The following is an 11798-nucleotide window of genomic DNA, read 5'->3' on the forward strand; positions in this document are numbered from 1 at the left end:
CGCTCAAGCACTACGCCGCCAACAACCAGGAACTGGAGCGCTTCCGCGTCGACGCCCGGGTCGACGAACGGACCCTGCGGGAGATCTACCTGGCGGCATTCGAGCGGGTGGTGCGGGAGGCCGATCCCTGGACGGTGATGGCGTCCTACAACAAACTGAACGGGACCTACGCCTCCGAGCATCGCCGCCTGCTCACGGACATTCTGAAGACCGAGTGGGGCTACGAAGGCCTCGTGGTCTCGGACTGGACCGCCGTCCGCTCGACCGCGCCGGCCGCCAACGCGGGGCTTGACCTCGAGATGCCGGGGCCGGCCAGGTGGTTCGGCGACAAGCTGCTGGCGGCGGTGGCGGCCGGCGAGGTTCCGCAGGCGCAGATCGACGACAACGCGCGGCGGGTTCTGCGGCTCATCGTTCGATCGGAGCTCGCGGCCGTGGATCGTCCGCCGGGCGAGCGGGTGACTCCGCGCCACCGCGCCGTGGCGTTCGAGGCCGCCTGCGATGGCATGGTGCTGCTGAAGAACGAGGGCGGCCTTCTCCCGTTGTCGCCCTCGCTCGGAACCCTCGCGGTGATCGGGCCGAACGCCGTGCGCTGCATGCTGCAGGGCGGCGGCAGTTCGCAGGTGGCGACCGAGGCGGACGGCTCGATCACCGCTGCGGTCCGCCGCCGCCTTGGCGACGGCGTCGTCGTGCTCGAAGCGCAGGGGGCCGACAATGACGCCGTGCCGCCCCCCGCCGTCCGCAGCCAGTTCAGTCCGTCCGAAGCGCGCGAGGCCGAGGGCCTGAATGCGGCCTATTTCGCAGCCGACGATTTCTCCGGCGAGCCGAACAGCACCGGCATCGAGCGCCACTTGGTGCGCTGGGTCAGCGGCGCCATCGCCTCGGCGCGCCGGCCGGCCTATGGCGCGTTCCGGTGGACAGGATGGTTCTGGCCCGAGGCGACGGGGACCTACGAGTTCAGCGTGCGCGCCACCGGCGGCGCGAGCCTCTGGCTGGACGGCCAGATCCTGGTCGCCCCCGACACGCCGGCGAGCGCCGACCGGCTGGACGTGATGGGCGTGCTGACGCCTCGCCGCCTCGCGCGGATCGAGCTGGAGGCCGGCCGCGGCTATCCCATCCGGATGGACTATCGGCCGGCCGATCCGGACCAGGACTACGTCGCCATCGGCGTCCGCCCGCCGCCGCCCTCCATCGCCGACGCGGTGGCGGCCGCCGCCCAGGCCGATGCGGTCGTGCTGGTGCTCGGATCGGGCTCGGCCACCGAGGCCGAGGGCTACGACCGCGAGAGCCTCGACCTGCCAGGTGCGCAGGACGACCTAGCGCGCGCCGTGCTGGCGGCCAACCCGCGCACGGTGGTGGTGCTGAACACCGGCTCGCCGTTCGCCATGCCGTGGATCGCCGACGCGCCGGCCGTGCTGCAGCTCTGGCTGCCGGGGGAGGCGGGGCCGGACGCCCTGGCCGCCGTGCTGTTCGGCGAGCGGGCGCCCGGGGGGCGGCTGCCGCTCACCTTCCCCCGCGCCTTCGGCGACCACCCCGCCCACGCGCCGGGTCCGGATCCGCTGGTCTGCGACTACGCCGAAGGGCTTGGCGTCGGCTACCGCTGGTTCGACGCGAACCCCGTGAGGCCGCTGTTTCCGTTCGGCCACGGCCTGGCCTACACGACCTTCGAAATCTCGGACCTAACGGCGCCCACGTCGGTCGCCGTGGGCCAGCCGGTGCGCATCGAGGTCGAGGTGACCAACACCGGCGACCGCGCGGGCCAGGAGGTGGTTCAGGCCTACGTGGCCGCCCTCGACAGCACCGTCGCCCGCCCGCCCAAGGAACTGAAGGCGTTCGCCAAGGTCGCCCTGGCGCCGGGCGAGCGACGCCGCGTTGCGCTGGACCTGGAGCCCGGCGCCTTCGCCTACTGGGACGTGGAGGGGGGGCGCTGGCGGATCGAGCCAGGCGCGTACGACATCCTCGTCGGCCGCTCGTCCGGCGACATCCGCGCGAAGGCGATTCTGACGATCACATCGTCGGAACCCTGATCGCGGCGGTCGCGAAACCTGACAAGCTAATGCTGCGAGTGGCGGTGAGAGAGGGATTCGAACCCTCGATAGAGTTTCCCCTATACACGCGTTCCAGGCGTGCGCCTTCAACCACTCGGCCACCTCACCACACCCGCGCGGGGGAGTGGGCCCCGGCGGAAGGCGGGCATATACAGGCAGGAGGCTTTGGGGGGCAAGCGGCGCATGGTCGCCGTCGCAGGCGGTCCGGCGCGGGCGGTATCCTCGCGGCTCGACTTTGGGTGTATTCGGAGCGGACGGGGCTTCCTATCCGCCCTGTTTCCGGAGACGTCCCGTGTTCTTCAAGAAGCCCCTCGACCTGCCGACCGCGGACACGGCCCTGCCGGGGCGGGCGCATGCGATCCCCACGGCGGAGATGCACTTCGTGAACGGCCAGCCGCTGAAGGGGCCATACCCCGACGGGCTGGAGGCCGCCTATTTCGGCATGGGCTGCTTCTGGGGCGTCGAGCGCGTGTTCTGGCAGGTTCCAGGCGTGCACGTGACCGCCGTGGGCTACCAGCAGGGCCTGACGCCGAACCCCACCTACGAGGAGGTCTGCTCCGGCCGCACCGGTCACACCGAGTCGGTGCTGGTGGTGTTCGATCCGCGGGTGGTGACCTATCGCGACCTGCTGAAGGTGTTCTGGGAGAACCACGACCCCACCCAGGGCATGCGCCAGGGCGGCGACATCGGCACGCAGTATCGCTCCGGCCTCTATGTGACCAACGACGCCCAGGCGGCGGAGGCGGAGGCCTCGCGCGAGGCTTACCAGGCCGAGCTGTCGAAGCGCGGCTTCGGCCGCATCACCACCGAGATCCAGCCCGCCGCGCCGTTCTATTTCGCCGAGGACTACCACCAGCAGTACCTGGCCAAGAACCCGGACGGCTATTGCGGCATCGGCGGGACGGGCGTGTCCTGCCCCGCCGGCCTCGGCGCTTCGGCCTGACGGCGATGACGCGGGAGGAACTGCACGCGGCGTGCCTGGCCCTGCCGGGCGTGCACATGGACGTCCAGTGGGGCGACGATCACGTCTACAAGGTCGCGGGGAAGATGTTCGCTGCGACCGACGCCGCCTATTCCAAGCTGTCGTTCAAGGCCACGGACATCGCCTTCGAGGCGCTGGTGCAGGAAGGTCGCGCGACGCCGGCCGCCTATCTGGCGCGGGCGAAGTGGGTGACGCTGGACGATCTTGGCGCCCAGGACGCGGCCGAGGTGGCCGGCTGGATCAGGACGGCGCACAGCCTGGTCGCCGCGAAGCTGACGCGCGCGCAGAAGGCCGGGATCGGGCTGTGACGCGCGACGAGGTCCACGCCTGCGCCATGGCGCTGCCGGCGGTCACCCACGTGGTCCAGTGGGGCGGATCGGACGTCTACAAGGTGGGCGGCAAGGTGTTCGCCATCTGCGGCCTGCGCGGCGGCCTGTCGTTCAAGGTCTCGGAGATCGGCTTCGAAGTGCTGACCCAGGACGGGCCGGGGCGGCAGGCGCCCTACCTGGCCAAGGGCTCGTGGGTGATCGTCGACCTGGAAGACCTGGAGCCCGACCTGGCCCCGGACTGGATCGCCGGCGCACACGGCCTGATCGCGGCCAAGCTCACGAAGGCGGCGCGGGCGGAACTGGGTCTCTAGCCTCGATCAGGTTGCGGAAGTCGTGGATGGCCTGGGCGGCGGCCGAGCTGCGCTGGCGCCAGAAGAGCAGGGCCACCGCGCCCACCGTCGCGCCGATCAGGGCCCAGGCGCCGAACAGCCACGCCGCGGCCGCCAGCGCGAAGTAGTAGCCGCGGACGCCCGAGTTGAAGGCGCCCAGCGCCGGGTTCAGCAGCCGCGCCAGGACCTCTCCGAAGACGGGCCGCTCGCCGGCCGGCAGCGGCTCGGGCGTCGCGCCCATCGCCGCCAGACAGTAGTTGAGCTGGCGGATCGACCAGATGAAGTCGAGCAGGCCGCGCGCGAGGGTGAGCAGCACAAGGGCGAGCTGAACCTCGAACAGGAACCGCGACGAGGTCTTCACCACCTCCAGCGCCGAGACCGAGCGGAAAGTCGAATCGCCGCCGAACAGCGCGCCGGCGGCGGCGGCGATCAGCAGCAGGTTGGAGGAGGCGAAAAAAGACGCCGAGTTCAGGGCGTGGCCCAGCAGGTTGCCGTCCATCAGCCGCACCTCGCGCCCGGTCATTTGGACCATCCAGGCCGTGCGGATGACCGTCATGTCGGTGTTCAGCACCCCGCCGCGCCGCTTGCCGAACGCGGTCAGCAGCGGCTCGTAGAACAGCCAGGCGACCAGGAAGACGCCCAGCGCGGTCAGGTCCAGCGTTCGCACTCAGTCCTCGAGGATCAGGCTGGTCTCGTTGGTGTTGCGCAGGCGGAAGGCCACCACGGCGGCCACGGCCATCACGATCGCCACGTAAACATAGAAGGCGCTTTCGATCCCCTCCTTCTTCAGCCAGCCGGCGGCGTATTCGGCGGTGCCGCCGAAGATTGCGTTGGCCAGGGCGTAGGGCAGGGCGACGCCCAGCGCGCGCACGTGGGCCGGGAACAGCTCGGCCTTCACCGCCGCGTTCACCGCCGAATAGCCCGAGTGGCAGAGCACCAGGATCATGATCAGGCCAAAGGCCATCAGCGGCGTCTGGGCGACGGCGATGGCGCTCATGACGGGATAGGTCACCAGGGCGCCGATCCCCAGGCCGACGGCGATCGTCGTCTTGCGGCCGACATGGTCCGACAGCCAGCCGATGGGCGGCTGCACCAGCATGTAGATGATCAGCACCGCCGCCATGACCCCGGTCGCCGTGTCCTTCGCGAAGCCCGCGGTGTTGACCAGGAACTTCTGCATGTAGGTCGTGTAGGCGTAGAAGGCCAAGGAACCGGCGGCGGTCAGCGCCAGGATCGCGGCGCTCTCGCGTGGGTGGTCGCGGAAGAGGGCCCAGGTGGAGCCGCGCTCCTTCTCGCCCTCGGCCGCCAGGTAGGACTTCGTCTCTTCCAGGCCGCTGCGGATCCAGAAGACGACGATGGCCAGCAGGCCGCCGATGGCGAACGGCACGCGCCAGCCCCAGGCCTCCAGGGCCTCGTGACTGAGGGTGTTCTGCAGGATGACCAACACCAGCAGCGCCGTGAGCTGGCCGCCGACGAGCGTGGTGTACTGGAACGACGACCAGAAGCCCCGGCGCTTATGGCCGGCCATCTCGGACATGTAGGTGGCGCTGGCGCCGTACTCGCCGCCGAGGGAAAGGCCCTGGACCAGACGGGCGGCGAGCAGCCCGAGCTGGGCCCAGACGCCGATCTGGGCGTACGTGGGCAGAATGGCGATGGCGAAAGAGCCCAGGCTCATCAGCGCCACCGACAACGTCAGGGCCGCGCGCCGGCCGCCGCGGTCGGCGTAGATCCCCATCAGCCAGGCGCCCAGCGGCCGGGCGATGAAGCCCGCGCCGAAGATCGCGGCGGTCTGCAACTGCTGGCCGACCGGATCCTCGCCGGGGAAGAAGTGCTTGGCGAAGTAGAGGCTGGTGGAGGTGTAGGCGAACCAATCGTACCACTCGACCAGGTTGCCCGCGGATCCCCCCAGGATCGCCTTGATACGCGCCCAGGGCGTCATCCCGCCGCCCGCCGCCACGCCGCCCGCCATGCATCCTCCCCCGAAGCGCCATCGGGGGCGCGACCGGGGCGGATGCTAATGGGCCGGGCTCGTCGGCTGCAACGCTATATGCGGCCGAGCAGCACCAGGATGATCACGATGACCAGGACGAGACCCAGGCCGCCGCTCGGGAAATAGCCCCAGCTACGCGAATAGCCCCAGCTCGGCAGCGCGCCCAGCAGCAGCAGGATCAGGATGATGATGAGAATGGTCCCCAGGGACATTCGCTAGTTCTCCTCAGGCCCCCCGACCTCGACCGCAGCGAACGTGTGCGGTGAAGGTTGGGTTCCCTGGCCTGAGTCGGCCTGGCGACGTCCCAGGAGCGGTCAGTCCGCGGCGTCGGCGGTGTGCAGCCGTTGTTCGCGGTCGGTGACCTGCAGCGCATACATCATGCCGATCCACGCGCCCTTGATGCGCGGGAGGGCGACGAGCGTCACGAGCGTCAGGGCGGTCAGGATGATCGGCAGGGAGATCGCCGGCGAGGTTTCCCAGACGATGGGGAAGAACAGCGCCGGCCCCACGATGAGGTGGCCGATCAGCAGGATGGTGAGGTAGGCCGGGCCATCGTCGGCCGGATAGCGGGCGAGCTCATGTCCGCAGGCCTCGCACCGCGGCTGGACCTTCAGGTACTTGCCGAACAGGCGACCCTTCGCACACGCGGGGCAGTGGTGCGACAGCCCTCGCCCGATCGAGCGGAACAGCGGGTGATGGATTTCGGCCATGGCGCTCCATATGCGCCATCGGACGACCGGACGAAAGAGCGGCGGCCGTTTGGCCGCAGCCTTAATCCGTCGCGCGCCTACCGCTTCGCGTCTTCGGCGGCGCCGGTCACGGCGCGGCCGGCGGCCTGCGCGTCCTTGCCGAGGCCCGACACGGTGTTGCAGGCGGAAACCAGGAGAGCGGCGGCGGCCGCGGTGAGCACGATCAGCTTGCGCATGGGCGATCCCTGCAGATGTTGGCGACTAGGTCCCTTGCGTCGCCGTTGTAGTCAAGCTCGCGGCAGGAATGCGGCGGTGCGCGGCCGGATAACGTTGCGCTGCGAAATCGGGCGCCGGCTGAGCGGATTCCTTGCGGAGAAAGGGATTGCGCTCGCTTCACAGGAGAAATCCGGCCTGTGGGCGCCGTTCTGTCATTGCGCCGCAACAGGATTTGCTTTCATGGGTTTTGCATTGCGAAGAGCGGCCAGCTCCCCCTGGCCCATCTTGGAGCAGAGTGATGATTGAGCTGCGTACCTTCCCGGGTCTGTTCGTGGGCCGCCGCACCGTGCTGCAGGCCGACGAGGCCCCCCGTGACAGCGAAGGTCCGGCCTATGCCTGCGGCGCCTGCCGCCAGGAACTGGTCCGCGCCGACCGCACCTTCTTCAACGACGTGGTGGTCAAGTGCCGCTGCGGGGAATTCAACCAGCTCTAGGCTGACGCGGGGACTTCAGGTCCCCGTCAAGGGCGTCGGCCGGTTCTCGGCAATCCAGCGCTTTTCGTCCTCCGTGCCGGCGAGAGGCGGACGCATGCCCTGGATCGACCACAGCTCGAACGACGTCTCGTCGATGTGGAACTCCCAGTCGAACCCGCGGTCGCGGATGAACGGCGCCAGCGCCTCGTCGCACTGGCCGATCCACCATGTCCGCGCCTCGGCATTGGGGAGCGTCCGGGCGATATGGTCCACCCAGATCCGCACGAAGTTCGTGGCCGGCTCGCCCGCAACGTAGAAAGAATCGGGCGCCACCTCCTGGAACACCACGCCCACGTAGAACCTGGGCAGGCGCTTGTAGAGATCGGTGATCCGCTTCGAGAGCTGCTGCTTGTCGTCGGCCGAGAAGGCGCCGACCGGGTGATAGATCTTCCAAAGAGGCACAGTCAGGCTCCCCGCCGTGATTGACTTTTAATGATGATGAGCATCATTATTGTGGGCGTCAAGCGCGAGGTTCGACATGAGGATCAGCAAGGCCCAGGCGAAGGAGAACCGCGACCGCGTGCTGGCGGCGGCGGCGAAGCTGTTCCGCGAGCGCGGGTTCGAGGAGGTGGCCGTCGGCGACGTGATGAAGGCCGCCGGCTTCACCCATGGCGGCTTCTACAATCACTTCCCGTCCAAGCAGGCGCTGGCGGCCGAGGCGCTGGACAGCGCCTGGACCCAGATGGCGGACGAACGCGCGCGGGTCGGCCCGTTGGCGGATCTGCTGCCGCGCTACCTGTCGAAGGCGGCTCGTAACGCGCCGGGCCAGACGTGTCCCGCCGCGGCCCTGGCCGGCGACGTGGCGCGCCAGCCGCCGGAGGTGAAGGCCGTTTTCGCCGACGGGCTGGAGGCGATGATCGCCTCGGTGCAAGCCGGGCTGCCGGACGGCGCGGACCGTCGCGCGCGGGCCGTCGAGCTGGTCGCGCGGATGGTGGGTGCGCTGATGCTGTCTCGCGCCGTGCCCGACGACCGGCCGCTGGCGAACGAGCTGCTGGAGGTGAATCTGCGGAGCGCCTTGAAGGCCGCGGGCGAGAGCTAGAGGCCGTTCGCCCTATCCCCGCAGGATTTTCTCCATCGCCTTGCCCTTGGCGAGCTCGTCGATGAGCTTGTCGAGGTAGCGGATCTCCCGCATCAGCGGCTCCTCGACCTCTTCGACCCGCACGCCGCAGACCACGCCCTTGATCTCGGCCCGCGCCGGATTAAGCCGCGGCGCCTGGGCGAAGAAGGTCTCGAAGTCCGATCTGGCCGCAAGCTGGGCCTCCAGCCCCGCCTGGCTGAAGCCGGTGAGCCAGCGGACGATCTCGTCGACCTCGTCCTTGGTGCGCCCCTTCTTCTCCGCCTTGGCGACATAGAGCGGGTAAACGCTCGCCACGCTGGTCGTGTAAATCCGGTGCTTGGTCACGGCGGTTCGATCCCTTGGCGCGCCCGAATACGGTACCACCGCCGGCCGAAGCTGCTCTAGCCTGGACGGATGCTCAGAACGTCCGCCCTCCTGCTCGCCAGCCTGCTGCTCGCAGCGCCCGCCCGCGCTGAGACCCTGTACGTCCACGCCGGACGGCTGGTCGACCCGGCGAAGGGTGAGGCCGCGGCCGACCGGCGGATCAAGATCGTCGATGGCCGGATCGCCGAGGTGTCGGCCTGGGCGCCGCCGCCGGCGGACGGCCGGGTGCTGGACTGGTCGCGCTACACGGTGCTGCCCGGCCTGATCGACTTGCACACCCATGTCGCCGACGGCTTCGGCCAGACCGACGATCCGGCCGAGGCGCTGAAGCACTCCGAGGGCGAGACGGCGCTGAAGGGCGCCGAGGCCGCGCGGACCATGCTGCGCGCCGGCTTCACGACCGTGCGCGACGTGGGCGCCTACCGCGGCCTCTCCGACGTGACGCTCCGGGACGCCATCGCCAAGGGCTGGGTCGAGGGGCCGAGGATGGTGGTCGCCGGCGCCTACATCACCAAACCGGGCGGCGGCGGGGCGGTGACGGGTGCGCCGAAGGGCACGCCCATCCCGGCGGTGTTCCGGATGGGCGAGGCGCGCAACCCGGCCGAGGCGCAGGCGAAGGTGCGCGCGCTGATCGGCGGCGGGGCGGACTTCATCAAGATCATCGCCAGCGGCGCCGTGCTCGCCGTGGGCAGCGAGCCGGGCGCGCTGGAGCTGGACGAGCCAACGATCAAGGCCGCCTGTGACGAGGCGAAGGCGCTCGGGAAATACTGCATCGCCCACGCCCACGGCGCGGCGGCGATCAAGGCGGCGATCCGCGCCGGCGCCCGCACCATCGAGCACGCCAGCCTGATCGACGACGAGGGGATCGCCCTGGCGAAGGCCCGCGGCGTCTGGCTCGACATGGACATCTACAACGGCGACTGGATCGAGGAGGTCGGGACCCGCGAGCACTGGCCGGCCGAGTACCTGCGCAAGAACCGCGAGACTACCGACGTCCAGCGCGAGGGCTTCCGCAAGGCCGTGGCGGCGGGGGTGAAACTCACCTTCGGCACCGACGCGGCGGTCTATCCCTACGGCCTCGGCGCGCGCCAGTTCGCCTACATGGTCCGCTTCGGCATGACCCCGGCCCAGGCCATCCGCGCGGCCACGACCGAGGCCGCCGCGGCGCTGCGGATGGAGCGGGAGATCGGCCGCGTCGAGCCGGGCTTCGCCGGCGACCTCATAGCGGTGGAGGGTGACCCGCTGGCGGACGTGAAGGTGCTGGAGACGGTGGCGGGCGTGGTGAAGGCCGGGAAGGTCGCCGCGCCATAGGGAGCCGCCACACACCTACTCGTCATGGTCGGGCTCGACCCGGCCATCCAAGCGGCGGTTCCGGAAGGCGTGCGGACCCAGCGGACGCCCTGGAATGGATCTCCGCATCGAGCCCGGGGATGACGAGCCAGGCGGGTCCGCTAGTTCTCGTCCATCTTCAGCGCGGCGATGAAGGCTTCCTGCGGGATCTCGACCTTGCCGAACTGGCGCATGCGCTTCTTGCCCTCCTTCTGCTTGTCGAGGAGCTTGCGCTTGCGGGTGGCGTCGCCGCCGTAGCACTTGGCCGTCACGTCCTTGCGGAGCGCGCGTACGGTTTCTCTCGCGATGATCCGACCCCCGATGGCCGCCTGGATCGGGATCTGGAACATGTGCGGCGGGATCAGGTCCTTCATCTTCTCCACCATGCCCCGGCCGCGGCTCTCGGCCCGGTCGCGGTGGACCAGCATGGAGAGGGCGTCCACCGGCTCGGAGTTGACCAGGATCGACATCTTCACCAGGTCGCCGGCCCGGTACTCCTCGATGGAGTAGTCGAAGCTGGCGTAGCCCTTCGAGATCGACTTCAGGCGGTCGTAGAAGTCGAAGACCACCTCGTTCAGCGGCAGGTCGTAGACCAGCATGGCGCGGGCGCCGACGTAGCTCAGCTCGCGCTGCACGCCGCGGCGGTCCTGGCACAGCTTGATGATGGCGCCCAGGTAGTCGTCGGGCGTGAAGATGGTGGCCTTGATCCAGGGCTCGGCGATGCTCTCGATCTTCATGGGATCGGGCAGGTCGGCCGGATTGTGCAGCTCGATTTCGCCGCCGCCGTGGGCCAGGGTGATCTTGTAGACGACCGACGGGGCCGTCGCGATCAGGTCCAGGTCGAACTCGCGGGAGAGCCGCTCCTGGATGATCTCCAGGTGCAGCAGGCCGAGGAACCCGCAGCGGAAGCCGAAGCCGAGGGCCGCGCTGGTCTCCATCTCGTAGCTGAAGGACGCGTCGTTCAGGCGCAGGCGGCCGATGGCGGCTCGCAGGTCCTCGAAGTCGGCGGCGTCCACCGGGAAGAGGCCGCAGAACACCACGGGCTGCACCTCGCGGAAGCCGGTCAGCGGCGAGTCCGTGGGCTTGCGCTCGTCGGTGATGGTGTCGCCGACGGCGGCGTGGGCCACTTCCTTGATCGAGGCGGTGATGTAGCCGACCTCGCCGGGGCCGAGCTCGGCCACGTCGGTCTGCTTCGGCTTGAACACGCCCAGCCGGTCGATCTGGTACTGGGCGCCGGTCTGCATCATTTTGACCTTCTGGCCCACTTTCAGGACCCCGTCGAAGACGCGCACCAGCACGACCACGCCCAGGTACTGGTCGTACCAGGCGTCGACCAGCAGGGCCTTCAGCGGCGCGGCTGGGTCGCCCTTGGGCGGCGGCAGGCGGTGGACGACGGCCTCCAGCACGTCGTGGATGCCGATCCCCGACTTGGCCGAACAGACCACGGCGTCCGAGGCGTCCAGGCCGATCACGTCCTCGATCTGCTGGCGCACCCGCTCGGGCTCGGCGGCCGGCAGGTCGATCTTGTTCAGGACCGGGACGATCTCGTGGTTGTTGTCGATGGCCTGGTAGACATTGGCCAGCGTCTGGGCTTCCACGCCCTGCGAAGCGTCCACCACCAGGATAGAGCCCTCGCAGGCGGCCAGGCTGCGGCTGACCTCGTAGGCGAAGTCGACGTGCCCGGGCGTGTCCATCAAGTTGAGGATGTAGGTCTCGCCGTCGTCGGCCTTGTATTCCAGGCGGACGGTCTGGGCCTTGATGGTGATCCCGCGCTCGCGCTCGATCTCCATGTTGTCGAGCACCTGCTCGGTCATCTCGCGCTGGGTCAGGCCGCCGGTCTCCTGGATGAGACGGTCGGAGAGCGTCGACTTGCCGTGGTCGATGTGCGCGACGATCGAGAAGTTGCGGATCTTGGA

The 11798-nt window shown here is 69.5% G+C and carries 15 protein-coding genes and 1 tRNA gene; 7 read left to right on the plus strand and 9 right to left on the minus strand.

Annotated elements, in window-relative coordinates:
* Window positions 1-2024, plus strand: a 2024-nt coding sequence (locus Q0L11_RS03355) for a glycoside hydrolase family 3 C-terminal domain-containing protein (protein WP_296595435.1), incomplete at its 5' end; no start/stop codon positions are given.
* A 39-nt stretch (window positions 2025-2063) separates the two neighbouring features.
* Here Q0L11_RS03355 and Q0L11_RS03360 read toward each other — a convergent pair.
* A tRNA-Ser gene (locus Q0L11_RS03360) sits at window positions 2064-2153 on the minus strand.
* Window positions 2154-2337: 184 nt separating this feature from the next.
* Between Q0L11_RS03360 and msrA the strand changes: the two genes are divergently transcribed.
* The 3 genes from msrA to Q0L11_RS03375 are packed head-to-tail and all read left to right on the plus strand — an operon-like array spanning window position 2338 to window position 3667.
* Entirely contained in the window at window positions 2338-2988 is a 651-nt protein-coding gene (msrA, locus tag Q0L11_RS03365; RefSeq protein ID WP_296595436.1) for a peptide-methionine (S)-S-oxide reductase MsrA, read from the plus strand.
* A gap of 5 nt (window positions 2989-2993) precedes the next feature.
* On the plus strand, window positions 2994-3335 hold the full coding sequence (locus Q0L11_RS03370) for an MmcQ/YjbR family DNA-binding protein (protein WP_296595437.1): 342 nt from the start codon (window positions 2994-2996) through the stop codon (window positions 3333-3335).
* On the plus strand, window positions 3332-3667 hold the full coding sequence (locus tag Q0L11_RS03375) for an MmcQ/YjbR family DNA-binding protein (RefSeq protein ID WP_296595438.1): 336 nt from the start codon (window positions 3332-3334) through the stop codon (window positions 3665-3667). The genes Q0L11_RS03370 and Q0L11_RS03375 overlap by 4 nt, the downstream gene beginning before the upstream one ends.
* Here Q0L11_RS03375 and Q0L11_RS03380 read toward each other — a convergent pair.
* From Q0L11_RS03380 to Q0L11_RS03400, 5 genes are all read right to left on the minus strand, one after another.
* Window positions 3633-4352 carry a DUF599 family protein gene (locus tag Q0L11_RS03380; protein WP_296595439.1) on the minus strand — a complete coding sequence of 240 codons (720 nt, stop codon included), beginning with the start codon at window positions 4350-4352 and terminating at the stop codon, window positions 3633-3635. The two genes, Q0L11_RS03375 and Q0L11_RS03380, sit on opposite strands and share 35 nt — an antisense overlap.
* Window positions 4353-5654 carry an MFS transporter gene (locus Q0L11_RS03385; protein ID WP_296595440.1) on the minus strand — a complete coding sequence of 434 codons (1302 nt, stop codon included), beginning with the start codon at window positions 5652-5654 and terminating at the stop codon, window positions 4353-4355. It lies immediately after the preceding gene.
* Window positions 5655-5728: 74 nt separating this feature from the next.
* Window positions 5729-5887: a DUF3309 family protein gene (locus Q0L11_RS03390; RefSeq protein WP_296595441.1), complete on the minus strand. Its 159-nt coding sequence runs from the start codon at window positions 5885-5887 to the stop codon at window positions 5729-5731.
* 102 nt (window positions 5888-5989) lie between these two features.
* The gene (locus tag Q0L11_RS03395) at window positions 5990-6385 is read right to left on the minus strand and encodes a DUF983 domain-containing protein (protein WP_296595442.1); all 396 of its coding nucleotides are present in this window, start codon (window positions 6383-6385) and stop codon (window positions 5990-5992) included.
* Between the two features lie 77 nt (window positions 6386-6462).
* A complete protein-coding gene (locus tag Q0L11_RS03400) occupies window positions 6463-6600 on the minus strand; it encodes an entericidin A/B family lipoprotein (RefSeq protein ID WP_293483738.1) in 138 nt (45 codons plus the stop codon).
* Window positions 6601-6878: 278 nt separating this feature from the next.
* Between Q0L11_RS03400 and Q0L11_RS03405 the strand changes: the two genes are divergently transcribed.
* On the plus strand, window positions 6879-7073 hold the full coding sequence (locus Q0L11_RS03405; RefSeq protein WP_296595443.1) for a hypothetical protein: 195 nt from the start codon (window positions 6879-6881) through the stop codon (window positions 7071-7073).
* Window positions 7074-7088: 15 nt separating this feature from the next.
* Here the strand turns inward: Q0L11_RS03405 and Q0L11_RS03410 are convergent, their stop codons facing one another.
* The gene (locus Q0L11_RS03410) at window positions 7089-7514 is read right to left on the minus strand and encodes a tautomerase family protein (protein WP_296595444.1); all 426 of its coding nucleotides are present in this window, start codon (window positions 7512-7514) and stop codon (window positions 7089-7091) included.
* Between the two features lie 76 nt (window positions 7515-7590).
* Here Q0L11_RS03410 and Q0L11_RS03415 point away from each other — a divergent pair, with 76 nt between their 5' ends.
* On the plus strand, window positions 7591-8151 hold the full coding sequence (locus tag Q0L11_RS03415; protein ID WP_296595445.1) for a TetR/AcrR family transcriptional regulator: 561 nt from the start codon (window positions 7591-7593) through the stop codon (window positions 8149-8151).
* Window positions 8152-8163: 12 nt separating this feature from the next.
* On the opposite strand, the gene Q0L11_RS03420 is transcribed toward Q0L11_RS03415, so the two are convergent.
* Window positions 8164-8514 carry a DUF2200 domain-containing protein gene (locus tag Q0L11_RS03420; RefSeq protein ID WP_296595446.1) on the minus strand — a complete coding sequence of 117 codons (351 nt, stop codon included), beginning with the start codon at window positions 8512-8514 and terminating at the stop codon, window positions 8164-8166.
* A gap of 69 nt (window positions 8515-8583) precedes the next feature.
* Here Q0L11_RS03420 and Q0L11_RS03425 point away from each other — a divergent pair, with 69 nt between their 5' ends.
* The gene (locus tag Q0L11_RS03425) at window positions 8584-9864 is read left to right on the plus strand and encodes an amidohydrolase family protein (protein ID WP_296595447.1); all 1281 of its coding nucleotides are present in this window, start codon (window positions 8584-8586) and stop codon (window positions 9862-9864) included.
* Window positions 9865-10004: 140 nt separating this feature from the next.
* On the opposite strand, the gene lepA is transcribed toward Q0L11_RS03425, so the two are convergent.
* Window positions 10005-11798: translation elongation factor 4 (lepA, locus tag Q0L11_RS03430; protein ID WP_296595448.1), on the minus strand; the 1794-nt coding region annotated here is incomplete at its 5' end.

Origin of the sequence: Phenylobacterium sp., from assembly GCF_024508875.1 — a bacterium.
Classification (GTDB): domain Bacteria; phylum Pseudomonadota; class Alphaproteobacteria; order Caulobacterales; family Caulobacteraceae; genus Phenylobacterium.

Excerpts from the sequence above, each read along its gene's own strand:
- Q0L11_RS03370 (WP_296595437.1), top strand. The coding sequence starts at position 2,994 with ATGACGCGGGAGGAACTGCACGCGGCGTGCCTGGCCCTGCCGGGCGTG.
- Q0L11_RS03385 (WP_296595440.1), bottom strand. The coding sequence starts at position 5,654 with ATGGCGGGCGGCGTGGCGGCGGGCGGCGGGATGACGCCCTGGGCGCGT.
- Q0L11_RS03390 (WP_296595441.1), bottom strand. The coding sequence starts at position 5,887 with ATGTCCCTGGGGACCATTCTCATCATCATCCTGATCCTGCTGCTGCTG.
- Q0L11_RS03395 (WP_296595442.1), bottom strand. The coding sequence starts at position 6,385 with ATGGCCGAAATCCATCACCCGCTGTTCCGCTCGATCGGGCGAGGGCTG.
- Q0L11_RS03400 (WP_293483738.1), bottom strand. The coding sequence starts at position 6,600 with ATGCGCAAGCTGATCGTGCTCACCGCGGCCGCCGCCGCTCTCCTGGTT.
- Q0L11_RS03405 (WP_296595443.1), top strand. The coding sequence starts at position 6,879 with ATGATTGAGCTGCGTACCTTCCCGGGTCTGTTCGTGGGCCGCCGCACC.
- Q0L11_RS03415 (WP_296595445.1), top strand. The coding sequence starts at position 7,591 with ATGAGGATCAGCAAGGCCCAGGCGAAGGAGAACCGCGACCGCGTGCTG.
- Q0L11_RS03425 (WP_296595447.1), top strand. The coding sequence starts at position 8,584 with ATGCTCAGAACGTCCGCCCTCCTGCTCGCCAGCCTGCTGCTCGCAGCG.